The 24,399-nt window shown below is 63.0% G+C and carries 19 protein-coding genes; 8 read left to right on the top strand and 11 right to left on the bottom strand.

Annotated features, from left to right (window positions below):
* Positions 1–14 precede the first annotated feature (14 nt).
* From C1M53_RS23435 to C1M53_RS23420, 4 genes are all read right to left on the bottom strand, one after another.
* Entirely contained in the window at positions 15–1,460 is a 1,446-nt protein-coding gene (locus C1M53_RS23435) for a glutamine synthetase family protein (RefSeq protein ID WP_129414425.1), read from the bottom strand.
* A gap of 32 nt (positions 1,461–1,492) precedes the next feature.
* Positions 1,493–2,923, bottom strand: a complete 1,431-nt coding sequence (locus C1M53_RS23430; RefSeq protein WP_129414424.1) for an APC family permease — start codon at positions 2,921–2,923, stop codon at positions 1,493–1,495.
* Between the two features lie 78 nt (positions 2,924–3,001).
* Positions 3,002–4,327, bottom strand: a complete 1,326-nt coding sequence (locus tag C1M53_RS23425; RefSeq protein WP_129414423.1) for an APC family permease — start codon at positions 4,325–4,327, stop codon at positions 3,002–3,004.
* A 189-nt stretch (positions 4,328–4,516) separates the two neighbouring features.
* Positions 4,517–5,893, bottom strand: coding sequence for an aminotransferase (locus tag C1M53_RS23420; protein ID WP_129414422.1), 1,377 nt, complete (start codon positions 5,891–5,893; stop codon positions 4,517–4,519).
* Positions 5,894–6,100: 207 nt separating this feature from the next.
* On the opposite strand from C1M53_RS23420, the gene C1M53_RS23415 reads away from it, so the two are divergent.
* Both C1M53_RS23415 and C1M53_RS23410 read left to right on the top strand, forming a co-directional pair.
* Complete coding sequence (locus tag C1M53_RS23415; RefSeq protein WP_129414421.1) at positions 6,101–6,409, top strand: hypothetical protein; 309 nt, start codon at positions 6,101–6,103, stop codon at positions 6,407–6,409.
* A 10-nt stretch (positions 6,410–6,419) separates the two neighbouring features.
* The gene (locus C1M53_RS23410; RefSeq protein ID WP_129414420.1) at positions 6,420–8,639 is read left to right on the top strand and encodes a N,N-dimethylformamidase beta subunit family domain-containing protein; all 2,220 of its coding nucleotides are present in this window, start codon (positions 6,420–6,422) and stop codon (positions 8,637–8,639) included.
* A 9-nt stretch (positions 8,640–8,648) separates the two neighbouring features.
* Here C1M53_RS23410 and C1M53_RS23405 read toward each other — a convergent pair whose 3' ends face one another.
* The 6 genes from C1M53_RS23405 to C1M53_RS23380 form a co-directional block, all read right to left on the bottom strand.
* Positions 8,649–9,557 carry a GntR family transcriptional regulator gene (locus C1M53_RS23405; RefSeq protein ID WP_129414419.1) on the bottom strand — a complete coding sequence of 303 codons (909 nt, stop codon included), beginning with the start codon at positions 9,555–9,557 and terminating at the stop codon, positions 8,649–8,651.
* Between the two features lie 465 nt (positions 9,558–10,022).
* Positions 10,023–11,999, bottom strand: a complete 1,977-nt coding sequence (fhuB, locus tag C1M53_RS23400; RefSeq protein ID WP_129414418.1) for a Fe(3+)-hydroxamate ABC transporter permease FhuB — start codon at positions 11,997–11,999, stop codon at positions 10,023–10,025.
* Positions 11,992–12,909 (bottom strand): ABC transporter substrate-binding protein, encoded by a 918-nt coding sequence (locus tag C1M53_RS23395; protein ID WP_129414417.1) that lies wholly within the window; start codon positions 12,907–12,909, stop codon positions 11,992–11,994. The genes fhuB and C1M53_RS23395 overlap by 8 nt, the downstream gene beginning before the upstream one ends.
* The gene (locus tag C1M53_RS23390) at positions 12,899–13,696 is read right to left on the bottom strand and encodes an ATP-binding cassette domain-containing protein (protein ID WP_129414416.1); all 798 of its coding nucleotides are present in this window, start codon (positions 13,694–13,696) and stop codon (positions 12,899–12,901) included. Before C1M53_RS23390 ends, C1M53_RS23395 begins: the two co-directional genes overlap by 11 nt.
* Positions 13,697–13,735: 39 nt before the next feature.
* Entirely contained in the window at positions 13,736–15,913 is a 2,178-nt protein-coding gene (locus C1M53_RS23385; RefSeq protein ID WP_129414415.1) for a TonB-dependent siderophore receptor, read from the bottom strand.
* Positions 15,914–16,072: 159 nt separating this feature from the next.
* Positions 16,073–16,939 (bottom strand): AraC family transcriptional regulator, encoded by an 867-nt coding sequence (locus tag C1M53_RS23380; protein ID WP_165358221.1) that lies wholly within the window; start codon positions 16,937–16,939, stop codon positions 16,073–16,075.
* Between the two features lie 230 nt (positions 16,940–17,169).
* On the opposite strand from C1M53_RS23380, the gene C1M53_RS23375 reads away from it, so the two are divergent.
* The 6 genes from C1M53_RS23375 (at position 17,170) to ugpC (ending at position 23,455) form a co-directional block, all read left to right on the top strand.
* Positions 17,170–18,060 carry an AraC family transcriptional regulator gene (locus tag C1M53_RS23375; RefSeq protein ID WP_129414413.1) on the top strand — a complete coding sequence of 297 codons (891 nt, stop codon included), beginning with the start codon at positions 17,170–17,172 and terminating at the stop codon, positions 18,058–18,060.
* Positions 18,061–18,280: 220 nt separating this feature from the next.
* Positions 18,281–19,552: an extracellular solute-binding protein gene (locus C1M53_RS23370; protein ID WP_129414412.1), complete on the top strand. Its 1,272-nt coding sequence runs from the start codon at positions 18,281–18,283 to the stop codon at positions 19,550–19,552.
* A gap of 86 nt (positions 19,553–19,638) precedes the next feature.
* Positions 19,639–20,502: a sugar ABC transporter permease gene (locus tag C1M53_RS23365; RefSeq protein ID WP_129414411.1), complete on the top strand. Its 864-nt coding sequence runs from the start codon at positions 19,639–19,641 to the stop codon at positions 20,500–20,502.
* Entirely contained in the window at positions 20,499–21,308 is an 810-nt protein-coding gene (locus C1M53_RS23360) for a carbohydrate ABC transporter permease (RefSeq protein ID WP_129414410.1), read from the top strand. The genes C1M53_RS23365 and C1M53_RS23360 overlap by 4 nt, the downstream gene beginning before the upstream one ends.
* A 15-nt stretch (positions 21,309–21,323) precedes the next feature.
* The gene (locus tag C1M53_RS23355) at positions 21,324–22,370 is read left to right on the top strand and encodes an NAD(P)-dependent alcohol dehydrogenase (protein ID WP_129414409.1); all 1,047 of its coding nucleotides are present in this window, start codon (positions 21,324–21,326) and stop codon (positions 22,368–22,370) included.
* A 2-nt stretch (positions 22,371–22,372) separates the two neighbouring features.
* A complete protein-coding gene (ugpC, locus tag C1M53_RS23350; protein ID WP_129414408.1) occupies positions 22,373–23,455 on the top strand; it encodes a sn-glycerol-3-phosphate ABC transporter ATP-binding protein UgpC in 1,083 nt (360 codons plus the stop codon).
* Positions 23,456–23,595: 140 nt separating this feature from the next.
* Here the strand turns inward: ugpC and C1M53_RS23345 are convergent, their stop codons facing one another.
* Entirely contained in the window at positions 23,596–24,384 is a 789-nt protein-coding gene (locus C1M53_RS23345; protein ID WP_129414407.1) for a DeoR/GlpR family DNA-binding transcription regulator, read from the bottom strand.
* Positions 24,385–24,399 lie beyond the last annotated feature (15 nt).

Below are 24,399 nucleotides of genomic sequence, written 5' to 3'. Positions count from 1 at the left end.
TCCCGCCTGTACGATCAGCACCTCTCGAAGAGACGGATCCGCTCCCAATCGGTAACGGTTGTCTCGAACGCGCCGAGTTCCCAGCGGCCGGAATGCAGGTAGTGGTCGACGACGCCGTCGCCCAGACCGGCGCGCATCGCCTGCGATGTTTCCAGATGCCGCAGCGCGTCCGCCATGGTCCTGGGAACGCGTGGCACCGCGGTCGCACCATAGGCATCGCCGACATGTTCAACGTCTGGTTCCAACCTGTTCTCGATGCCTGCCAGCCCGCTGGCGATCAGCGCCGCGAAAGCAAGATAGGGATTGGCGTCGGCGCCCGGGACCCGGCATTCGAAGCGCAGCGATGCGCCATGCCCGAGCACGCGGAAAGCGGTCGTGCGGTTGTCGACCGACCAGGCCAGTCGCGTCGGCGCGAACGTGCCCTCGGTGAAGCGTTTGTAGGAATTGATGTTGGGCGCATAGAAGAAGGTCGCTGCCGGCGCATGGGCAATGGCACCCGCGAGGAAATGCCGGAACGTGGCGGACATGCCGTTGGCAGCGGACGGATCATGGAAGGCCGAGGCACCGCTTGCGATGTCGCACAGCGAGATATGGACATGGCATGAGCTGCCGGACAGCTTCTCGTCCAGCTTCGGCATGAAGCTGACGGCCTTGCCCATCCGGTGGGCGATCTCCTTGCAGCCATTCTTGTAGAGGACGAGGCGGTCGCATGTTTCCAGCGCCCCGGCATATTGCAGGTTGATTTCCTGCTGGCCGGGACTGCATTCGGCCTTGGAACCCTCGACGGGAATATCCGCCTGCTCCATCAGGGTGCGGATCGCACGGATATAGGGCTCGTCCTTGCTGGTCTGGAAAATATGGCCATCCTCCGGGTACCAGCTGGAGAATTTGAGATCCTGGTATTTTCCGGCCCGTGCCTCGTCGAAGGTCTGGTTGAACAGGTAGAATTCGAGTTCGGCGGCCATATCGGCGGCAAGCCCGATGTCGGCCAGTCGCTGCAACTGGCGACGCAACATCTGCCGCGGCGAGTGATGCAGCGTAACGCCGTCGCGGCTTGTGACATCGGCCAGGACGATCGCCGTCTTTTCGAGCCACGGAATGGCGCGTGTCGTGGCCAGGTCCGGCACAAGGGCAAAATCGCCATAACCCTTCTGCCAGGAGGCGCTGTCATAACCGGGCACCAGCGTCATCTCCATGTCGGTGGCCAGGAAGTAGTCGCAGAACAGCTGCCTGCCGGCGCCCGTCTCCATAAAGAACCGGCCGGTCAGGCGCTTGCCGATCAGCCTGCCCTGCATATCGGTCATCGCGACGATGACCGTGTCGATCGCGCCTTCGCTGATCGCCTGGCCGAGTTGCTTCAACGTCAGCCGCCCGGCCACTGGCGAGTGCGAATGCCCTTCAGACCGAGGGTGATCGGGGAATGGCGATGGATCGAGGCGTGACGCAAGATCGTAGTTCATATGCGAGACTCCAGGGCGGATGAGTTGGTGTGTCAGATTGTCTGCGGGCCGGCTTCGGTTGCCCGGGTTTGGAAGAATGCCGCGCCTCTGCCAAACCGGGCGACCGTCATCATTACGCAGCTGACAAGCGCGATCGCGATCAGCGACCAGAATGCCGGCGGCTCGAGCTGGCGAATGGAGGCCAGCGCGATGGCCAGCAGGACCCCACCGCCAAGCACCGGGATCAGGCCGAGGCTTATCAGGTTGCGCGGACTAGCCGTCACGGTGGCACGGAACGCCCAGGTCACCGTAAAGCCGGTCACTGCGTAGAACAGCGCGAACATGATGCCGACGACGCTGACGACAGTGTCGAAGGCACCGGCCACCGACGACAGGAAGACGTAGAGCCAGGTCACCACGATCATCGAAACACCGAAGATGATCGTTGCCTTGGCCGGCGTGCGGTATTTCGGGCTGATCTCGCCGAGTACTTCAGGCAGCAGCCGGTCGCGGGCCATGGCAAAGGAGATGCGGGCCGCGCCGACCAGGAAGGCCTGGGTGGTGCCGAGGATCGACAGCACGATGGCGAGTGCCATCGCCTTGTCCCACGGCGAGCCGACCAACTGGTGGGCGATGAAGATCAGCGCCGAGTCCTGATGCGCGCTGATGTCGGCAAGCGAAGCCGCCCCCTGCAGCGTCACCACCAGCACCGTGTAATAGACGCCGAGGATCGCCACCGACCACAAGGCGGCCTTGCCTGGATTGACCTCCGGCCTCTCGGTCTCTTCGTTGAGGTAGATCGACGTGTCCCAGCCAGTGAAGAGATAGACGGCGACGATCATGCCGGCGATCAGGCTGCCGGCGCCGCCCACTCCCTTCGGCGACAGCCATTCCCACGTCGGCGTCACCGTGCCGGCGCGCTTCATGATGAACACGACATAGACGCCGATGATGCAGAAGCTTACCAGGATCAGATGCTCGACCAGCGAGATGAATGTCTGGAAGCGCGCCGTCATGTGGATGCCGACGATCGCGTAGATGACCGTGATGCCGCCGAGCACCGTCGCTGAGATCACTTCACCCCAGGCATTGGAGACGTCGGCAAAACCGAGCAGCGTCAGGATCGCCGGGCCGATCGGCAGGATGTCGCTGACCGTGCCGAGCAGGTATCCGGCCAGCATCAGGCAGCCGACCAGGTAGCCGAGATAAGGACTGACGGCGCGGCCGACCCAGACATAGGCGCCGCCGGCGTTCTGCTGCCACATGTTGAGACGGTGATAGGACCAGGCGATTGCCAGCATGGCCGTGGTGGTGGCAATGATCGACAGCCCGCCCGCATAGGCGGTGGCCGGAATGAGCAAGCCGAGCGACACCGCGGTTGCCTGCCCCGGCGCCGACGAGGCGATGGAGATAAGGACGCTCTCCCAGATGCGGATCGCGCCGGATTGAAGGCCTGGCGATACACTTTCCGTATGGTCTGTCATCGAAGACTCCCTGGATGGATCGAGGCGTGCCAGCCCTCGGCGGACGGGCGCTCTGGATGGTGAAGGTGAAGCCGCCCCTCAGACGTCGACGACCATGCGTGGCAACGGGCGGGTGAGTACCCGTGTCCGGAACAGCAGATAGAGGCAGCCGACTGCCAGCCAGCCGAGACCGAGTTCGACAGCCAATCCGTCGAGGCTGAAGAACAGCGAGCCGCAGAACACGGCTCCAGCCAGGCCAAGGAGCATGGCGAGGACGTTGCGGGGCTGGTCGCCCGAGCGCATCACGCTGGCCACGACGCAGAGATTGACGGCGAAAAAGGCGGTGAAGGCACCGAAGTTGATGAACGAGGTCGATGTCGCGATGTCGAATCTGGCGGCGCCCAGCATGACCACGCCAACCAGCACGATGTTGACCACCGGCGTCTTGAAGGACGGATGGATGTAACCGAAACCGATGGGCGGCAGGATCGCGTCGCGCCCCATCACATACAGCAGTCGCGAGGCGCTGGCATGGGCGCACAGACCGGCAGCGAAGAAGGCGATGGTGACAATGACGGTGAAGACGGTCTTGAACGTCTCGCCGCCGATCTGCCCGACGATCTCATACGCCGCTGTATCGATGCTCGCATAGTCGAGGGAAGGATGCACCAGCATCATGAGGTAGGCGGCGACCAGGAAGATCGCCCCGCCAAGCAATGTGGCCAGCATGATGGCGCGCGGGATGTTGCGTCGCGGGTCGACGGTTTCTTCCGAAAGCGTGGAGATTGCGTCGAAACCAAGGAAGGAATAGCAGGCCACTGCCGCACCCGCCATCACCAGAGGCAAGGTGGTGTCCTCGTTGAAGAACGGCCGCGTCGAGACGAGTGTGCCGATCTGCGGCGTGCCGAGGGCGAAGCGGATGCAGAGATAGATCAGCGCCAAGACCATCAGCAGTTGCACGGCCATGATCGCCAGATTGATGCGATCGGTCAGCCTGATGCCCAGCGTGTTGACGAGCGTCGACAGCGCCGCGACCGCAACCACCCAGATCCAGAACGGCACGCCGGGCGCCAAGGTCGACAGGCCGGTGGCCGTCAGCAGGCAGATCACCATCGGGATAAAGAAATAGTCGAGCAGAAGCACCCAGCCGACAGCAAAGCCGGCCATCGGGCCGAACACGCCGGACGCGTAGGTGTACGCCGATCCGGCCTTGGGATTGCGCGCCGCCATGTAGCCATAGCTGGCGGCCGTGAGCAGCATGGCGGCGGTGGCGATCACATAAGCCAGCGCGACTGCGCCGCCGGTTTTGACCGCGATCGCCCCCAATGTCGCAATCACCACCATGGGGGACATGTAGGAAAGGCCGAACATCGCGGCCGATGTAGCGCTGAGGCGCCGCTCCAGCGTCGGTTTTGTATCTGTCATTGGCTTGTTCCCATTGTTTTCAGCCGTTTTCGGCTTGTTCCCGCCCGTTTTGCGGGGCCTGGTCTTGTGTTGGACGCGTTCCCTGCGTCAGTCGTCCTTATGTTCCAACGGCGCGCCGCCCCGTAAGGGATCGACGCGGCGCACCGTTGGACTTCGTCCAGACTGGGCTGTGGTCTGGACGGAAGTGGCTCAGGCCGCCTCTTTGCGGGCCGAGGCGTGAACCAGATCGAGGATTTCTCCGATCACAGCCACCAGCGACACGATCTCGGCTGCGGTCGAAATGAAGGGCGGCGCCAGCACAACGGAAGAGCCGAGCGGTCGAATGATGAAACCACGCTCGCGCGCCGCCTTGGCGATCCGTTCGCCGATGCGCAAATGGCCGGCGAATGGCGTCTTGCTTCGCTTGTCGGCAACCATTTCGAGAGCGCCCATCAGCCCGACACCCCTCGCCTCGCCGACCATCGGATGTTCGGCAAGCTGCTCCAGGCCGCTCTGAAGAATCGCGCCGACATCCCGAACGTGGTCGACGAGACCTTCCTCGGTGATGATGCGGATGGCCTCCAGCGAAACGGCACAGCCGACCGGATGCCCTCCGGTGGTGAAACCGTGCGGAAATTCCTCGAGCGCCTCGGCTGCAGCTTTCGCGCGCCGGTCGATGTCTTCGGACAGCATGACAGCACCCATCGGAAAATATCCGGCCGACATGCTCTTCGATGCCACCATGATGTCCGGCTGCATGCCCACGGCCTGGGTTCCCCACAGGCTGCCGGTGCGGCCAAACCCGCAGATGACCTCGTCCGCAACCAGCGGAATGCCGTGCCGCCGCAGGACCGGCTGGATGTGCCGGAAATAGTTCTTCGGCGGTACGATGACGCCCCCTGCCCCCATCACCGGCTCGGCAAACATGCCGGCAATGGTTTCCGGATCCTCGGCCTGGATGGTGGCTTCAAGACTGGCCGCCAGGCGCGCGCAGAACTCGTCGTCGCTCTCGTCAGGCGCGGCGTAGCGGTAGGCGTGCGGGCAATCGAGCACCACGATTTCGGGCAGCGGCAAGCCGAACGCCCTGTTGTAGTCCTTGGCCGTCAGCGACGCGGCCATCACTGTCGCGCCATGATAGGCGTTCTTGCGGGTCAGGAACTTGCGGCGTCGCGGATGGCCTTCGAACGCCCACATCATCCACAGCAGCTTGACCACCGATTCATTGGCTTCCGAGCCTGAATTGGTGAAGAACGCCCGGCTCATCGGCACCGGCGCCAGCGCCAGCATCCTTTCGGCAAGTGCGATCGACGGCTTGGAGTTGCGGCCGAAGAAGGTGTGGTAGCCAGGCAATTCGGCATACTGGCGGGCTGCAACGTCCGCCAGGCGCCGTTCGGAAAAACCCAGCGTCATGTTCCACAGGCCGGAATTGCCCTCGAAATAGCGGCGGCCGCCGGTATCGACGATGTAGGCGCCCTCCCCCCTCTCGACCACCACCGGCCCGTCCTCGCTCAAGGAAGGCAGGTCGCTGAAGGTGTGGAAGAAGCTCCCGCTCTCGCGTTGCTCCCATGACTGGCTGGCTGCGGTCATCTTTTCGTCTCCTCCGAAATCCGATGATTGACCAAAACAGCCAAAATGTGCTTTGTCAACAAATAATGCATTTTGGATCTAGCCAAACGAAGCAGGCCAACGCACTTGAAGAATAATTTCGTAAGGAAAACTCCAGAATCTCTTCGCATCTACATTGCCCTGGATTCGCATCTAAAATGAACTTTTCAATGAAATAAGGCACTTGAGATGACACGATACACGCTTGGACACGACGACCTGCCCCATGCCGCCGAATTCATGGAAAGCCCGATCGGCTATCACAGCCCCGGTCTCCAGCGTGTTCTCAACCTGATGCGCGGCGGCGCGCTCGACGGCAAATATGTACTGGTCACGATCGAGCCCTGCCGCCGCTGGGCGCTGGCGCAGCTGCCGGGACGCCGCGGCGCTCCTGTCAGCGTCGTCTCCGGCGTCGAATACACCAGTCAGCTCGACGCGGAGCGGGATGTCTTTCGCCGCCGCTGGCACGAGTTGACCGGAAAAGAACTCCCCTTCTGAGGACCCAGCCATGCTCAAGATCACCGCCTATGCGGACAGGATCAGCTGCTTTCCCGGTGAAACGGTCGATATCAAGGTCAGCGCGACCGGCCTGCGTGCATACGATGCCGAGTTGAGACGGATCATCCAGGGCGACATCAATCCTGACGGGCCGGGCTACCGCGACGAGCTGATCGAAGTCGATCTCGGCGGGCCGTTTGTGGCACGCAAGCAGGCAATTCGCACCGGCTCCTATGGCCTGGTGGACAAGACGACCAGGCTCTGCCCGTCCGGCTCCTTCACTCTTGCAGCGCTGATATGGCCAACATTGCCGGGACGAGGCCGGCAGGCGATCATCGCAACCGGCACGGCGCAGAATGGCTGCAGCCTGTTCCTTGATGACAAGGCCATGGCCTCGGTGGCGCTGACAACCGACGACCGCGCAACCACGACCGCTTCCGGGGTGCCTTGCCGGGAACGCACCTGGTACGTCGTCGTTGCGAGCTACGATGTGCAGAGCGGGCGGCTGGCCGTCAGCCAGACGCCGGTAAAGAGCTTTCCGAATGTCGACGATCACGGCTCGTCCAGCGTAACGGCCCGCGACTATGACGCGCCGCCGCAGGCGCCCTTCCGTTTCGGTGCAGTCGACACGGAAGAAAGTTTCCCCGGCTGTTTCTTCAATGGCAAGATCGAGAATCCGCGCATCTATGATGGCGCGCACCAGCACGAAACGATCGTCGAGGCGATGCTTGGCAGGACGGCCACGCCGGCGCCGGCAGCAGACTGGGATTTCGCCGCCGGCATGCGCGGCGATCGTTTCTCGGATCGCGGCCCGCACCGGCTGGACGGCCGTTTCCTCAACCTGCCGCACCGGGCCGTTTCAGGCTGTCGATGGAACAGCGGCCTGCATCGCTGGACAGAAGACCCCGCCAGCTATGCCGCGGTCCACTTCCACGACGACGATCTCTACGACGCCGGCTGGCAGACCGACTTCACGGTGACCTTGCCGCACGATCTCAAAAGCGGCGTCTATGCCGTACGGCTGTTTTCGCACGAGGACAGACAGGCCGAATATTTCGTCGTGCTCGCCGTTCGGGCAAGGCACCACAGGAACGATGTCGTCTTCGTGCTGCCGACCGCCAGCTACATGGCTTATGCGAACCATCGCCTCGGCATCGATGTCTCGGAGACCGAGATCGGCGCCGGACAATTGCTGCAGCTCGACCGGCATCATCTGCACCTGCAGCAACATCCCGAATACGGCCTGTCGCTGTATGAAGTGCACAATGACGGATCTGGCGTCTTCTATTCGTCGAGGCTGCGCCCCATCCTCGACTTCCAGCCCAAGGTGCAGGGTTTCATCGGCGGCTCCGGCTCGAACATCTGGCAATTCAACGCGGACACACACATCCTCGGCTTCCTCGAGGATCGCGGCATCGCTTACGACGTGCTGACCGACGAGGATCTTGACCGCGAGGGCGTCGCGGCTTTCGACGGCTATCGTGCCGTGCTCACCGGCAGCCATCCCGAATACACAAGCACCCGCATGCTGGATGCCTATCAGGGGTTCCTGGCCAAGGGCGGGCGCGTCGCCTATCTCGGCGGCAATGGTTTCTACTGGCGCATCGCCTACAGCGAGACGTTGCCGGGCGTGATCGAGTGCCGGCGCGCGGAATCCGGCATTCGCGGCTGGGAGCCGGGCACAGGCAACTACTGGCACCAGTTCACCGATGAACTCGGCGGCCTGTGGCGTCGCATCGGCCGCGCGCCGCAGCAGGTCTTCGGCGTCGGCATGACGGCACAGGGGTTCGATCTGTCATCGCCCTATCTGCGCAACACGTCGAGCCACGATCCGCGCGCCGCCTTCATCTTTGACGGCATCAAGGGCGATATCCTCGGCGATTTCGGCCTGAATGGCGGTGGCGCCGCCGGCAACGAGATCGACCGTGCCGATTTCAGCCTCGGCACGCCACCGCACGCGCTGGTGTTGGCGTCGTCCCGGCTGCATACCGACATCTACCTGATGACACCGGAGGACTTGCTCGACCCGACCCCGACATGGTCGGGAACCCAGTGCGACCTCATCCGCGCCGACATGGTGTTTTTCGAGACGCAGAATGGCGGTGCCGTTTTCTCGACCGGATCGATCGCCTGGGCCGGCGCCATGGCCTGGAACGGCTACGACAATCACATCGCCGCCATCACCGAGAATGTCATCCGCCGCTTTGCCGAAGAGTCGCCGTTCGGCTGAGCATCCCCCTCAACCGTCTTCGCCACCGATGCGAACGCGGCCGGAGCGCACGGATTCGAGGTCCTCCTCGAGATGGATGAAGGTTTCCTCGCGCGAGATCTGCAGATGCATGCGCATCAGCGCTGCAGCGACCTGATGTTCGGTGGCCCGCAACGCCGCCATGATTCCGCGGTGCTCGACCATCGACTGGCGGATGCGCTCAGCCCGGCCGAAACCGAGATATTCGTTGACTCGGCGGATGTTGTTCTGCCGCGCTATCGCCGCGACAAGGCTGGCCGAGCCGGTGCCCTGGGCAACCATCAGGTGAAACTTGGCATCGAGCTCGAACAGGCGCCGGCTGTCCATGGTCTCCATCGCCTCGATGGCCCGCACGTGCTCGGCGTCGAGCGCCTCAAGCGCGGCTTCGTCGATCTGATAGCGGTCGGACAGGATCGCGGCCGGCTCGATGATCTGGCGCAGACGATAACCGTCTTCCAGCGCCGCCGCCCCGACGTCGGCAAAAATCCAGCCGCGCCCCGGGGAAGGTTCCGCCAGCTGGTCGCGCATCAGGCGACGCAAGGTGGATGTCAGTGCACCCTGCGTCGCACCGTAGCGCCCGAGAAGCGCGCGTTCGCTGATGACGCCGTCCAGCAGGCCAAGCGCCATGTCGCGCATCACCTTTTCATCGAGCGACAGCGCACCGGCCTGCTCGGCGTCGCGCGGAACCGCTTCGACCAGCCTGAAGCCGCGGTTCGGCTCGTAGCTGACGATGCCCTCGCGCTGCAACTGCATCAGCGCCTGACGAACAGGCGTGCGCGAGACGCCCAGCGCCGAGGCGATCTCCGCCTCGTTGATGCGCTCGCCAACCTGGATGCCGGTGAAAAACTCCGCCTGAAGCTGGTTGCGGATACGTTCCTGAAGCGGTGAGACTGCGGTCATCCATCGACGCTAGCATTGTGTTTTGCGCACGTATAGTACGCATGGTGCGGCTATCGTCGAATGACCCGCCACGGGCCTACTTCGATGGTTTTCAAGATATCCGAGCGACATACACGAATCATGGTTGAATTTTTCCGCAAATGAACGTGCTTCCCCCTCAGAGATACGATCATTTGCCAACCAAATGATACACAAACCAGAATATTTTGGTACAGGGCGCCTCGCCCACTTACTTGAAGAACCACGGTAAATTCATAATTTACTTCACACGATCAGTAATAATCACTCCGCTGCTGCCCCTATTTGTTTACCAACACAAAAAAATTCCAACCACCGAGTACCACTTTTCGTCAAAGCAAGTATGTTCGCCGTGCTTCGACGCTCAAGGTGCACATCGACGGGGAAGCAGCCCGCCTGGTGGCATGTCGCCTACAAAAGTGCCAGGCGGGCACCAGTACTCCAGGATCAACCGCGCCGCTGAACGCCCCTGCCCAGCAGGACGGTCAGATACAACCCGCCCAGCAGCGAGGCGAACAGCCCGACGGGAAGCTGGTAGGGGAAGAACAGCATCCGCGACAGCCAGTCAGACACCACCATCAGCAGCGCGCCGAGGATGACGGCGCCGGCCAATTGCGGCCGGGGCCGATCGAGGCCGATCATGCGGGCCAGATGCGGCGCGATCAGGCCGACGAAGCTGAGCGGGCCGACGAACTGGGCGGCGACGGCACTGGCGAAAGCGGCGATCAGGATCAACGTGTTGCGGGCAAGCCGGACCGATAGCCCGAGCGCAAGCGTCATGCTGGGGCCGAACGGCAGGATCGCCAGCCAGCGGGCGGCAAGCAGCAATGGGGCGGTGATCAGGAGAAGGCCAATCACGGCGATCGACGCCTCCAGCCAGTTTGCCTGGATGGTGGAGCCGGTCAGCCAGCCAAGCAGCCGGTAGGATTGCGCGTTGCCGAGCGCGATGACGGCCGCAAGCACCGCGCTGCACAGCGCGTTCATCGCGATGCCGGCGAACAGGAGCCGTTCGGGGCCGAGATTGCCACGCGCAGCGATGACCAGGATCACGGCGAGCGCCACGAGTGCTCCGGCAGTCGAGCCGGCCAGCTGCCAGCCGAGCCCGGCGCTTGCCGTGAACAGCAGGACGGCCGCCAGGCCGGCACCGGCACCGGCGCCGATGCCCAGCACCTCAGGGCTCGCCAGCGGGTTGGAGGTCACGCGCTGGATGACGACGCCGGCGGCGGCGAGCATGCCCCCACAGGCGGCCGCGACGACGACGCGCGGCAGGCGCCATGACACCAGATCAGCCAGCAGGTCACCGCCGGCGAGCGACCATCCGTGCGGCCCCTGGCCGAGCAGCAGCGCAACGGCCAGCGCGATGACGCCAGCCGATGCGAGCATGGCGACGCAGAGCCAGGGACGGACAGCACGGCGTGCCGTGTGTGCAGGCCGATCGAGTGAAGGCCATTCGAAGAGGCGCAGGCGCGGCAGCAACCAGAGCAGCAGCGGCCCGCCCAGCAAGGCGGTCGCGGCACCTGTCGGCACCCTTTCGCCGCCGGCCCCGGCAGCGAGTTGCACCAGGCCGTCCGTCAGCCAAAGCAGCACGGCGCCGATCAGCGGAGCAGCAATCAGCTTCTGCTTCAGCGAACGGGCGCCAGACAAGGTGGCCAGCACCGGTGCGGCGAGACCGACGAATCCGATGATACCGACTTCCGCCACCACGGTGGTCGCCAGCCAGACCGCCAGCGCGATCAACAGGAAGCGGCTGCCATTCAACGATAGGCCAAGGCCGCGCGCAGCGACATCGTCGAGGCTGAGTATGGCAAGCGGCCGCATGAGCAGGACGGCAGCGGCAAGGCCGACGGCAAGCCGCCAGCCGATGGCGATGGCGGGATCCCAACCCTGCTGGACGAGCGAGCCGCCACCCCAGATGAACAGCGAAAACAGATAGTCGCCATTGGCCAGGATCAGCGCGGCACCGGCGGCATTGGCGGTCAGCGCCACCATCATGCCGGCCAGCACGACCGAGACCGGTTCCAGCCCGCGTCGCCAGGTCAGGGCAAGGATCAGCGCCACGGCAAGCGTGCCACCGGCAAACGCCACCCCGGCGGACGAATGCTCGATCAAGGCGGGCGCATAGAGCGTTGCCAGCGCCAGGGCCAGTTGCGCGCCGGCCGAGATGCCCAGCGTCGACGGCTCGGCCAGCGGATTGCGTAATATGCGCTGCAGCAGCAGGCCCGAAAGCCCGAGTGCCGCGCCGGCAAGCACGGCAACGGCGGCCCGCGGCAGCAGGCCGTAGAACAGGATGACGCGATCGAGATCCACAGCCTGCCCTGGGTGCAGCCCGGACCACTGCGCAGCGACCTTCTGGCCGAAGAGCGTGCAGGCGAAAAGCCCGAATCCACTCCACAGCAGTATCGGTATCGGGATGCGCCTAGTCATGACCCGGCCCCGGTGCCATGGCATCGGCCAGCAGGCGCGCGAAGCGACGTGCCGATGGCAGACCGCCGAAATGGTTGACCGGATCGAGCACCGCGACACGCCCTTCGCGGACGGCCGGCAGGGCGTTCCACAGCGCATTGTCGGGCAGACCACGGCTGACCTCCGCCGGCAGAGGCGCAAGCACGATGATCGAGGCTTCCGGGACGCGGGCAAGCGCCTCGATGCCGACCGGCGCCGCCGCGCTGTAGCTGGTGTCGTCCTTCCAGGCATTGGCTATGCCGAGCCGCGCCAGCACGTCGCCCGGCATGGAGTCCGCACCGAAGGCACGGAAATGGCGGGCATCACCAAGGCTGATCAGAAAGGCCGGGCGTGACGCGAAGGAACGCAGGGCCAGGCGCCGCTCCGACAGTTCGGTGGCCGTCTCCGAGGCGTAGCGGTCTGCGGCCTCCTTGCGCCCGATGCGCTCGCCCAAAGCCAGAAGCGATGACTGCGCCAGCGGGTAAGGCGGCTTGCCGGCTTCATAGATCGGCAACGCCAACACCGGGGCAATGCGCTCCAGCGAGGAACGCTGATATTCGTAGAAGCCGGAGATCAGGATCAGGTCGGGAGCGAGGATGCGCAGCAGCTCGTAGTTCGGTGCCCCCCTCAGGCCGAGGTCGACGACGCTTTCAGGCACCGCCGGCTCCACGGCGATGCGGGCGAACTGCTTCAACTCTGTCGCGGCGGCAGGCTCGACACCGATCGCCAGCGCCGTTTCGAGCAGCCCCCAGTCGATGACGGCAATACGCGGCGGGGCTGCGGATGCCGGCAGCGGCAGCAGGGCCGAGGTGGCCAGGACCAGGAAAGCTCGCCTGTCGAGACCAGGCAAACCCGATACGCCCGCTGGTTGGCCGTCGCGCCTAGAGGACATAGCTGATCGGCGCACCGGTTTGCGGATGCCTGGTTATGCCCATGGCCAAACCGTAGATGCTGTCCAGCATCTCGGGCTCAAGGATCAGCTCCGGCGTGCCGCGTGCGACGATCCGGCCTTCGCGCAACGCGATCAGTTCGTCGCAGAAGGCAGCCGCCATGTTGATATCGTGCAGGACGGCAACGACGGCGAGACCCTGCTTGCGGCTGAGCTCGCGCACCAGCGCCAGGATCTCGACCTGATGCGCGAGGTCGAGTGCCGAGGTCGGTTCGTCGAGCAGCAGGCAGTGTGTGTCCTGCGCCAGCATCATGGCAAGCCAGGCGCGCTGCCGCTCTCCCCCCGACAGGCTGTCGACCATGCGTTCGGCAAGGGCAGCGAGCGACGTCTGCGCCAAGGCCCGGGTGACCTTGTCCTCGTCATCGGTGCCGAAACGGCCGAGTGCACCATGCCATGGAAACCGGCCGAGGCTGGCCAGTTCACGCACATTCATGCCTTCTGCCGGCGGCGTGAACTGCGGCATGTAGGCGACGCAGCGGGCGAAATCGCGCGTGCCGTAGGTTTCGAGCGGCCTGCCTGAAAGCCGGATCGAGCCGGCGGCCGGATCCTGCTGGCGCGCCAGCAGTTTCAGCAGCGTGCTCTTGCCCGACCCGTTCGGTCCGACCAGGCCGTAGAAACGCCCCGGCCGAAGCGTCATGGTGAGCGGAGACAGGATGGTGCGTCCGCCGGCGGCAAAGGAGACGGCATCGACATCGTAAAGATGCAGGTCGGCATTGTTTGCTGCATCCATGACGTCATTCTCCACAACGACGGCAGTCGCCTCCGGCGACTACCAGCTTGTATGTGCCTTCAGCTTGAAGGCGCGACCCTCGCCGTAGCTGCAGACCAGGGCGCCCTGGCAGCTCGACACATAGGCCTTGTCGAACACATTGGTCACATTGAGGTCTATGCCCCAATTGTCCTTCTCATAGCCGAGCTTCAGATCGACCAGGGTCGCCGCCGGCACCTTCAGCGTGTTCTGGTTGTCGGCCCAGGACGAGCCGACATAACGCAGGCCGCCGCCGACGGAAATGCCGTCATACCAGCCGCCGCGGAAGGTGTAGTCGGCCTTGGCCGAGGCCATCACCTCCGGCACGATGAAAGGCCGCTTGCCGATGATGGTCCTGTCCTCATCCTTGGTGACCTCGATGTTGTAGGCGGTCAGCGCGGCCGTGATCTTGAAATCCTCGGTGACATTGACCTTGCCCTCCAGTTCGACGCCGCGCGATCGCACCTCGCCGGTCTGGACATATGTGAAGGGGGTCAGATTGGACTGCACGTTGCGACGGGTCAGATCAAACACCGAGAGCGTGAACAGGCCGTCGACGAAGGTCGGCGCGTATTTGATGCCGGCTTCATACTGGATGCCGTCTTCCGGCTCGAACAGCTTGCCCGAGGCATTGGTGCCGATGAGCGGATTGAAGAAGGTGGCGACGCTGACATAGGGCGTCAGCCCGTTGTCGAATTCATAGGCGAGACCGGCCCGCCCGGAGAAGGAGCCGTCGCTGCGCTTCTGGGTGGCGTCCAACGTCGGCGCATAGAAGTTCGGCCGGTCATGCACGCTCAGCCAGCCGCGGTCATAACGGCCGTTCAGGGTGGCGATCCAGCCGCCGCCGAAGCGCAGCTGGTCCTGAACGTAGAGGCCGAGCTGCTGCTGGCTGAGATCCTGGTTGAGATAGCTGACCCTTGGCGTCAGCCCGACGCCGTAGACCGGGTTGAAGGCGTCGATGGGCGGCGTCGTGCCGAACAGCGCCGACGACTGCACCTGGTCGATGTTGTAGAATTTATAGTCGATGCCCGCGAGCAACCGGTGTTCGATGCCGCCGGTGTCGAACTTGCCTTCGACCTGGTTGTCGAGCAGGAACGTCGTCACATCGGTGTCGTGGCCGAAATTGATACGATCGAGCGTTGTCGGGCCTGCCCAGCCATTCGGATAGATGCTGATCTCCCTGACATTGGCGGCGCCAAAGCGGGCGTTGGAGCGGATGGTCCAATCGCTGTCGAACGTATGCTCGAACTCATAGCCCAGCGAGCCCTGCCGGCGCTGGTAGGTATCGACATCCGGCTCTGTATAGTTGGCGTCGCGCGGGATGCGGCCATAGTTGATCCCGCCGACGATGCGGTCGACGACGGTGCCCTGGTAGGGCAGGAACGAGCCGCCATTGTGGTTCTCGTCGATATGGCTGTAGTTGGCCAGGATGGTGAGGCTGGTCTGCTCGTCCGGCTTCCAGGTCAGGCTCGGCGAAATGAAGCCGCGCCAGCCGTCCTGGAGATCGGAATAGGTATTGCCGCCGGCGACCTTGCCGAGCACCCGGTAGCTCAGCACCTTGTTGTCCGAGATGCCGCCGAGATCGACGCCGAGATAGGCGTTGCCGGCATCGTTGATGCCTGTCTCGACATAGCGCCGTGTCTCGAAATCGGGACGCTTGCTGACATAGTTGATGACGCCACCCGGATTGGAGCCGCCGTAGAGCACGGAGGCCGGCCCCTTCAGCACCTCGATGCGCTCGAGGCTGAACGGATCGACATAGAACCCGCCGAAGGCATGGCTGAACAGCTGCAGGCCATCCATGTAGGTTCCCGTCGCCGTTGCCTGGAAGCCGCGGATGAACATCCAGTTGGTGTCGCTGTCCGGCCCGAAGGGCTGCGCGAACACGCCCGCGGTATAACGCAGCGCCTCGTCGGCCTTCTGTGCACCCTGGTCGTCGATCTCCTCCCGGCCGATGACGGAGACAGACTGCGGGATCTCCTTGATATCGGTTGCGGTCTTGGATCCGGTCGTGGTGGCCTTGGCCACGACGCCCTTGACCTTGCCGACGGCAGCTGAACGATCGCCCGTTTGTTCGCCGCCCTCGCCCTGGAGCACGATCTTTTCCAGTTGGGTGGATTGCTGGGCAAGAACCGGCCCCAGCGAGGCGATGAGCGCCAAACCCGAAGCGCCGAGCATTGTAAGTTGAATACGTGCCATGCAGACCCCCACGCCACTTCGCCTTTCGCCGAGGAAAAGGCTTTCAATTCAGTTGAGCTATTAAGTTGAGTTAATAACTCATCTTATCTTGCAGTGGCTTGGACCTTCTTGCGGTGAATTGTCGATTCCTGACTGAAAAGCAGGCGGCCTGAACGGCGGTCACTGGTGTGCGGCATTACGGCGCCATTCGGCCGGCGTCAGCCCGACCACCGCCTTGAACACGCGCGTGAAATGGGCCTGATCGGAAAACCCTGCTGCCAGCGCAACCTCGCTCAAGGTCAGCGATTCACGGCGCAGTTTTTCCTGAACCTTGCGGATACGCGCCTTCATCTGCCAGCGATGCGGCGGCAGCCCGGTCGAGGCCTTGAAGGCGTGGCTCAGATGCGTTTCCGACAATTGCACCAGATCCGCCAGTTCGCTGAGCCGGATCGGCCTGAAACAGTTGTTTTCCATGAACTCGGTGACCAGCCGCAACTGGCTGCGCGACAGGCCGGATCTGCGCTGCCCCTCCTCGCCCCGGATGTCGAAAAGCAATGCCAGTAGCGCATTGATCAAGCCGGCACCGAACAGACCGTGCATCGCGACCGGGTTGGTGCACTCGTCGGCGATGGCCCGGGCCAGCGGTCCCATCCGGGGATCACTGAACTGGAAACGCGGCATCGACAGGCGCCCCTGGTCGACAGTCCGGCCGAAACGCCGCGTCACCGCTGCTTCCGAAAAATGCAGATCGAGATGCTTGATGCGCCTCAACCGCTCGCCGCGGCCACTGATCGGCATGCCGGCCGGCACGTAGCTCATGGTTTCGGCGGCGTCATGACGACCGGCTGTTCCGGCACCCGGATGGTCGAGCACGAAGACGCCTCCGGGGTTCAGATCAAGCATGACGAAAAGGCGCGGATCGGGCGAGACATAGTCGCCCTGCGCGTCCTGCGCGCAATGGGCGCGCCAGACATCGGCCACCACGTCGTCCCAGGCACGCCATTTCAGATTGTCGACCACGGCAAAGCCGTGGACCATGGCGTGCATTTTTGGGCGGAAATTCAAACCTGCCCCCATCCTTCGGCATCAGGGATGAGATTGTCGAAGATTCATGAGTACATTACTCATATTTTAACGGCAAGCATTGATTGAATTTGCACGACGCGGGTGCGGGCTGGACAAGGGCGGCACAAAACGACGACAGTCCTTTTCGCCGTCAGGGATGACGGGGCACCGAAATACACGCAGCAGCCAACGTCGAGAACCGGGAACTGACGATGCGACTGGCCGGCCAGGCCTCATTCGAATACGTACTCACCAGCGCCGACGAAACCTTCCTCTGGCGCAAGGACAACTATCCCTGGGTGCGGAATGTCTGGAACTTTCATCCCGAGATCGAGATCCATCTGATCACCAACGCGTCGGGCCTGCTGCTGGTCGGTGATCACATCGGCGAATTCGGCCCAGGCGAACTCACCGTCGTCGGCAGCAATCTTCCGCATGACTGGGTCACGCAGGTACAGCCCGGCGAGCTCATCGAAGGCCGGGATATCGTCATCCAGTTCCACCCGGACAAGCTACGCGATGCAGCCACCCTGCTGCCTGAACTGGGAAACTGCACGGAATTCCTGAAAAGGGCGGAGCGCGGTCTCAGCTTCCATTCCGGCACCCGCGAGCGCGCCACCAGGATGATCCATGACATGGAAACGCTGTCGGGCATCGCCAAGCTTTCCGCGTTCCTCGGCCTGCTCGACGTGCTGCAACGGTCGGACGAATACCATGTCCTGTCGTCGCAGACCTTCTCGCCCGACCTGGAATACGGCTCGGCCGACACGCTGCAGCGGGTGTTCTCCCACATCCTCGCGAATATCGGCCGAGAAATCCGCCTGCCCGATGTGGCCGCGCTGGCCGGAATGAGCGAGAGCTCGTTTTCCCGCTTCTTCAAGAGAAACAGCGGCCACACCTTCACCGACCACATCAACAAGCTGCGCATCTGGAAAGCCACCCAGTTGCTGGCACAGTCCGACATGCCCGTTACCGAGATCTGCTTCGAGGTCGGCTACATGAACATCTCGAACTTCAATCGGACATTCCTGCGCCAGCATCACATGACGCCTTCCCAGTACCGCAAGATGGCTTCGCATCGCCTTCTGAAACGCGACGCATGATCAGGCGTAAACGGACTTTTGATCCATGCTGCAACGCAAAAACGTGCCAAAGGCGCGGCAATCCTGCATGAGAGTACAGGAATCATGCAGCAGGAGCGCTAGAGCGCGAGCCTGCAACTGCTAGCATCCATACCGGCGTCACATCCGGCATCGGGGGACGTCAAGTGGAGATGCCATCGAGGGCGGCATCATCCAAATACAATCTGCCTGGGAGGAAAATATGGCTTCGAAAAAGCTCGCTTCGAGCATCGCATACGCTTGTCTTTTTCTGACGGCGACTTCGACTGTGGTCGCCGCTCAGGAGAAATCCTGCGAAAAGCCCATCAAGGTACTGGCACAACCGCGCGACGGACTGACTCTCCTCGAGAAATACGAAGACGAATTCAAGAACCTCAGCGGCACCACGTTCCAGATCGATTATCTCAACGAGAACGACCGCCGTGCAAAGTCGCGCGCCGATGCATCCACTGTCGGCAACTACAATGTCTATTATGTCGACGAAGCCAATGTGGCGTTGTTCTCGTCATCCGGCTGGATCGTACCCCTTACGGACTACTATCCGGAAGACTACGACTATGCCGATTTCGATCCCGGCCGGCAGAAGGTCGCGACCGTTGCCGACAAGGTCTGGTTCGCGCCCCTCACCGGTGGCGGCGACCTGATGGTCTATCGCAAGGACCTGCTCGAAGCAGCCGGCGTGCAGCCCCCGAAGACGCTCGACGAACTCATGGCCGCGGTCGAGAAACTCAACGATCCCGACAAGGGGGTCTACGGCATCGCCCTGCGCGGGGCACGCGGCTCGGGCGCCAACGTCTGGCGCTGGATGCCGTATTTCAAGGCCTATGGAGGCGCCTGGTTCGACGGCGACAAGCCGGTTTTCGATTCCGAGGCAGCGCTCAAGGCCACCGACACCTACCTCAAACTGTTCAAATATTCGCCTCCGGGCACCCAGACCGGCAGTTGGGACGAGTCCACCGGTGCGTTCCTGGCTGGCCAGGTGGCGCTGCTGGTCGAGTCCACACCGCTAGCTGGCATGGCCACCGATCCGAAATACTCGCAGGTGATCGGCAAGGTCGGTTTCCTGCCGCCGCCATCGCCCCTGCCCGGCGGCGGTTATGGCCACGGCCTCGCCATCGCGGCCAAGGCCAATGCTGACGAGGCTTCCAAGCGGTGCGCCGGATTGTTCATCGCCTGGGCAACGTCCAAGGAAAACGAGAAACGCCGGCTCGACGAGCATCAGTTCGGCGAACTCAACCGCACCAGCATCCTCTCCAGCAAGGAGTTCGCCGACATCTATGGCGCCGATCTCGGCAAGGCGATGGCCGACACCGGAAATGTGACTGCGGTGAACTTCTGGCAGGACCGCCGCTGGCCGGACCTCGGCGATCGCTGGGGCATCCTGCTGGAGGAACTGGTCAACGGCACCCGCACCGACGTCAAGGGCAGCCTCGATGAACTCAAGGCATACGCGGACGAGCTGATCAAGAAATAGCTTGCTCGCGCTTGCGGTGCGGCCCTGGCAACCTCCCCCGCCAGCGGCCGCACCGTGACCTGATCCGATTACCCTGAGGTCGAGTGATGCTGAAGCGATCGTCGCTACCCACTGCGTTTCTGGTACCCACCATGGTGATACTGCTCATCCTGGCGATGGTGCCGACCGTCTACGCCATCCTGATCTCCCTGCAGAACCGGGAGCTCAGTTCGACGACGCACAGCTTCGTCTGGTTCGCCAACTTCACGGCGCTCTTCTCGGACGCGCGATTCCTGAATTCGCTGTGGGTCTCGTTCAAGTGGGAAGTCGTCACCGTCGTGGCGACGATGGTCGTGGCCATCGGGCTTGGCATACTGATGTTCGAGAACACATCGGCGCGTACCCGCAACCTGCTGTGCATCCTGTTCATCGTTCCCGTGCTGCTACCCAGGGTATCGGCGGCATTCGTCTGGAAATTCGCTTTCCATCCGCTCTATGGCATCGCCACCTATCCCTATCGCGCATTGACCGGCCGGATCTTCGATCCGCTCTCGGATGCCTCGACCGCCCTGTTTGCCGTGGCCGCCGTCGATGTCTGGCAATGGGGGCTGTTCTTCTCGGTCATCGTGCTCAAACTGCTAGAGACCCTGCCTCCCCAGCCGCTGGAAGCGGCTCGCCTCGACTATGCGCGCCCGTGGCAGATCCAGGCCTATGTCGCGCTGCCGATGCTCAAGGCGCCGCTGATCAGCCTGATGTTCGTCAAGATGATCGAATCGCTGCGCTCATTCGACCTGATCTATGTAATGACGCGCGGCGGTCCCGGCGTGGCGACCGAAACGCTGGATATGTATGCGTTCTCGCAAGGCTTCATCGAGGCCGGCAAGGTCTCCTACGCCTCGTCGATGGCGGTGATCATGATGATCGTCACGAGCGTCACCTTCACGGTGTTGTGGAAGCGGGTGCAACGATGAGCCCTGGACGTCTGCTCGCACGGCTTGTGCTCGCGTTCGCGGCATTCCTGGCCGTGTTTCCGCTGTTCTGGACCGGGCTCAATGCGCTCAAGAACAATGTCGACATCATCACCAGGGTGCCGAAACTCCTGTTCACGCCAACCCTGGACAATGTCGTCTACATCCTGGAACGCAACAGTGTTCTGGCCGGCCTGACGAACTCGATTATCGCCTGCGGCAGCGCGGTCGTCATCGGCCTCGTGCTCGGCTTGCCGGCAGCCTATGCCGTTGCGCGCTATCCCAACCGATGGTCGGCAGACATCCAGTTCTTCGTGCTGTCGCTGCGCTTCCTGCCACCGGTGGCGGTGGCGATCCCGCTGATGGTCATCTGGCTGCAGCTCGGCCTCTACGACACGCTGCTCGCGCTGACCATCACCTATTCGCTGCTCACCATTTCGGTGACGATGTGGCTGGCGATCCCTGCATTCCAGCGCATTCCGCCAGAGATCGAGGAGGCCGCCTTTGTCGATGGCTACGGACCTTATGCGGTATTCTTCCGTGTGTCCCTGCCGGTCGCTTCCCGCGCGCTGGTCGGCGCGATCGCCTTCAGCTTCGTGCTGGTCTGGAATGAGTTCCTGATCGCGCTGATGCTTTCCAGCGGCAATGCCAAGACTTTGCCGATCGTCGCCTCGGAACTTTCCCAGCAGGGCATGAACGTGCCCTGGGGCATCCTCAATGCGTCCGTCGTGCTGCTCTCCCTGCCTCCGCTGCTGTTCCTCGGCGTGCTGAGCGGGTTCCTGAACTCCGCATTCCGCAAGAAATCCTGATCTGAAAGCTCCGCCATGAAAGCCCTCGTCCTGGAAAAGATGAACCAGCTCGCACTCCGTGAGATCGACGTGCCGGAGAAACTCGGTCCGCAGGACGTGCGGATCGCAATTCACACCGTCGGCGTCTGCGGCTCGGACGTCCATTATTACACCCATGGCCGGATTGGAGACTATGTCGTTCGCGGCCCCATGGTGCTCGGCCACGAAGCCGCCGGTGTCGTCATCGAGACCGGAGCCGAGGTGACCAGCCTGAAAGTCGGAGACCGGGTCTGCATGGAGCCCGGCGTGCCCAACCTTTCATCACGGGCAAGCAAGCTTGGCATCTACAATGTCGATCCCGACGTCACCTTCTGGGCGACGCCTCCCATTCACGGCGTGTTGCGACCGCAGGTGGTCCATCCCGCAGCCTTCACCTACAGGCTGCCCGACCAGGTCTCGTTCGCCGAAGGCGCCATGGTCGAGCCATTCGCCATCGGCATGCAGGCGGCATCGCGGGCCCGTATCGTTCCCGGCGACATCGCCGCGGTGATCGGCTGCGGGCCGATCGGCATCATGGTGGCGCTTGCTGCCCTGGCCGGAGGCTGCAGCAAGGTCTATGTCAGCGACTTCAGCGCGCCGAAACTGGAGATCGCCGGACGCTACCCCGGTATCGTTCCTGTCGACCTGAACCATGGCACGCTCGCCGACATCGTCTCAGCCGAGACGGATGGATGGGGCGTCGACATCGTCTTCGAGGCAAGCGGCAACCCCAAGGCTTTCAGCGATCTCTTCCGGCCGGTCCGGCCAGGGGGCGCAATCGTCCTGGTGGGACTGCCCGTCGATCCAGTGGCCGTCGACGTGCCGGCGGCGATTTCCAAGGAAGTTCGGATCGAGACCGTGTTCCGCTACGCCAACATCTTTGAACGGGCCCTGCAGTTGATCGCCTCCGGCAAGGTCGACCTGAAGCCGCTGATCACCGAGACGTTCGATTTCGCGCGAAGCATTCTCGCATTCGAACGCGCTGCCCGCGGCCTGCCCAGCGACGTCAAACTGCAGATCCGCATGAACGAAGAGAGGACCTAGCAATGTCGGCCATCGTCTGTTCCCACATTGCCAAGGCATACGGTTCAACTTCCGTCATCCAGGACTTCGACCTGGAGATCAACGACCACGAGTTCGTCGTCTTCCTCGGGCCGTCGGGCTGCGGAAAATCGACCTTGCTGCGCATGCTCGCCGGGCTGGAGCAGATCAGTAGCGGCGAACTCAGCATCGACGGGCGCGTCGTCAATGAGGTGGAGCCGCGCGAGCGCGGCATCGCCATGGTCTTCCAGAACTACGCGCTTTATCCGCACATGACGATCTTCGACAACATCGCATTCGGCCTGAGGCGACTGAAGGTACCCTTCAACGAGATCGAGCGGCGTGTGGGATCCGTCTCGGCTACGCTCGGCCTCGGCCCCTACCTGAACCGCAAGCCCTCCGAACTGTCAGGCGGACAGCAGCAGCGTGTGGCGATAGCCAGGGCGATGATCAAGACGCCAAAGGTGTTCCTGTTCGACGAGCCTCTGTCCAATCTGGATGCCAAGCTGCGCAACCACATGCGCGTGGAAATCGCAAAGCTGCACCAGAGCCTGAAGACGACGACCGTCTATGTGACCCACGACCAGCTGGAAGCCATGACCCTGGCGGACCGCATCGTGCTGATGCGATCCGGGCAGATCGAGCAGGTGGCAACCCCGGAGGAGATCTACGAGCGTCCGCGCACGCAGTTCGTTGCCGGTTTCATCGGCACGCCGGCCATGAACTTCCTGGATGTCACCGTAAGAAAGACGGACGGCTGGCGGCTGGAAGTCGCGGAGCATGATTTCGCGGTTTCGGGCCACGCGTTCCGGCTGAAGGACGGCATGCGGGCCGTGCTCGGCATCCGCCCCGCGGACTTCTCGCTCGGCAGCAAAACCGACGCCGCGATCACATTTTCCGGCAAGGTGGCGCTCGCCGAGTTCCACGGCAACGACGCACTGATTTCGGTACCGTTCGGCTCCGGAGAAGTGACCGCGATCGTTCCGTCGGCAGCACGCATCCGTGTCGGTGACGAAGTCACCTTGACCGCGCCGGAAGAGCGCCTGCATCTTTTCGACCAGGCAAGCGGCGAGACCTTGCGCGCCTAGAGCGTTTCCGTTTTTCGCGGAAACGCTATAAGCTTCTGTTTTCGCTTCATTTTTGTAATGCCAAGCGATTCCATTGGGCTACAAAATGCTCTGGCCAATGAAACGCATGGCGCGCTACGCCTGTCGTGCCAAAGACCTGTTCAGGTATGAACTTCGACCCCGCTGGCGCGCACTTTGCCAAGCAGCGGGGTCTGCGGCAGGGAGTCGGTGACCAGGATATCGACATCGCGCAACGAGCCGAGCCTGACCAGCGCACGCCTGCCGAACTTGCTCGAGTCGACAGCCAGGATCTTGCGCCCGGATTGCGCCAATGCCGCGGAAACGACCGCCACCTCGGCATGATCGTCGTCGCAGATGTCGCCGTCGTCATCGATGCCGCTGACCGAAATGATGGCCAGGTCGAACTTGAAGCGGCGAACATAGTCGGCCGTATCCTCCTGGAACACGCCACCGTCGACGGGGCGGACGAACCCGCCGGGTACGGCTATGGAGAAACTGGAGTTTTCGCTCAGGATGGTCGCGACCCGCAGGCTGTAGGTGACGACCCGCAAATCGCGCCGAGACATCAACGCCACCGCCACCGCTTCGCAGGTCGTTCCGGTATCGATGAAAATGGCTGCCCCGTCGGGGACAAGGTCTGCGACGATCGCCGCCACCTTGGCCTTCTGCGCGGCGTTTTCCGTCCGCCTTTGCCGCAGCGCTATGGGGTCGATCGCCGTTATGGTGGCAGCACCACCGTGCAGCCGCCTGACCCTCCCCATCTGCTCTAGCGCCATGACATCGCGCCGGGCGGTCTGTGTCGTCACCGAAAACAGGCGCGTGATCTCGTCGATCGAGATGTAATGGTTCTGCTGGATATAGCGCAGAAGGAATGCCTGCCGGCTCTCCTTCTTGCCGCTTCCCTCTCCCGCTGTCGTTTCAACGCTCATCCGAATCTCGTGCCC

It is taken from the genome of Mesorhizobium sp. Pch-S (assembly GCF_004136315.1).
GTDB lineage: Bacteria > Pseudomonadota > Alphaproteobacteria > Rhizobiales > Rhizobiaceae > Mesorhizobium.
Note: the sequence above shows the minus strand (reverse complement) of the source record. Positions and strands in the feature narration are given on the sequence as shown.

Bases quoted from the DNA above. Each gene is read 5' to 3' on its own strand.
- C1M53_RS23345 (WP_129414407.1), bottom strand. From the start codon at position 24,384: ATGAGCGTTGAAACGACAGCGGGAGAGGGAAGCGGCAAGAAGGAGAGC.
- C1M53_RS23380 (WP_165358221.1), bottom strand. From the start codon at position 16,939: ATGCACGCCATGGTCCACGGCTTTGCCGTGGTCGACAATCTGAAATGG.
- C1M53_RS23435 (WP_129414425.1), bottom strand. From the start codon at position 1,460: ATGAACTACGATCTTGCGTCACGCCTCGATCCATCGCCATTCCCCGAT.
- C1M53_RS23410 (WP_129414420.1), top strand. From the start codon at position 6,420: ATGCTCAAGATCACCGCCTATGCGGACAGGATCAGCTGCTTTCCCGGT.
- C1M53_RS23370 (WP_129414412.1), top strand. From the start codon at position 18,281: ATGGCTTCGAAAAAGCTCGCTTCGAGCATCGCATACGCTTGTCTTTTT.
- C1M53_RS23415 (WP_129414421.1), top strand. From the start codon at position 6,101: ATGACACGATACACGCTTGGACACGACGACCTGCCCCATGCCGCCGAA.
- C1M53_RS23420 (WP_129414422.1), bottom strand. From the start codon at position 5,893: ATGACCGCAGCCAGCCAGTCATGGGAGCAACGCGAGAGCGGGAGCTTC.
- C1M53_RS23375 (WP_129414413.1), top strand. From the start codon at position 17,170: ATGCGACTGGCCGGCCAGGCCTCATTCGAATACGTACTCACCAGCGCC.
- C1M53_RS23365 (WP_129414411.1), top strand. From the start codon at position 19,639: ATGCTGAAGCGATCGTCGCTACCCACTGCGTTTCTGGTACCCACCATG.
- fhuB (WP_129414418.1), bottom strand. From the start codon at position 11,999: ATGACTAGGCGCATCCCGATACCGATACTGCTGTGGAGTGGATTCGGG.
- C1M53_RS23430 (WP_129414424.1), bottom strand. From the start codon at position 2,923: ATGACAGACCATACGGAAAGTGTATCGCCAGGCCTTCAATCCGGCGCG.
- ugpC (WP_129414408.1), top strand. From the start codon at position 22,373: ATGTCGGCCATCGTCTGTTCCCACATTGCCAAGGCATACGGTTCAACT.
- C1M53_RS23395 (WP_129414417.1), bottom strand. From the start codon at position 12,909: ATGTCCTCTAGGCGCGACGGCCAACCAGCGGGCGTATCGGGTTTGCCT.
- C1M53_RS23385 (WP_129414415.1), bottom strand. From the start codon at position 15,913: ATGGCACGTATTCAACTTACAATGCTCGGCGCTTCGGGTTTGGCGCTC.
- C1M53_RS23390 (WP_129414416.1), bottom strand. From the start codon at position 13,696: ATGGATGCAGCAAACAATGCCGACCTGCATCTTTACGATGTCGATGCC.
- C1M53_RS23360 (WP_129414410.1), top strand. From the start codon at position 20,499: ATGAGCCCTGGACGTCTGCTCGCACGGCTTGTGCTCGCGTTCGCGGCA.
- C1M53_RS23405 (WP_129414419.1), bottom strand. From the start codon at position 9,557: ATGACCGCAGTCTCACCGCTTCAGGAACGTATCCGCAACCAGCTTCAG.
- C1M53_RS23355 (WP_129414409.1), top strand. From the start codon at position 21,324: ATGAAAGCCCTCGTCCTGGAAAAGATGAACCAGCTCGCACTCCGTGAG.
- C1M53_RS23425 (WP_129414423.1), bottom strand. From the start codon at position 4,327: ATGACAGATACAAAACCGACGCTGGAGCGGCGCCTCAGCGCTACATCG.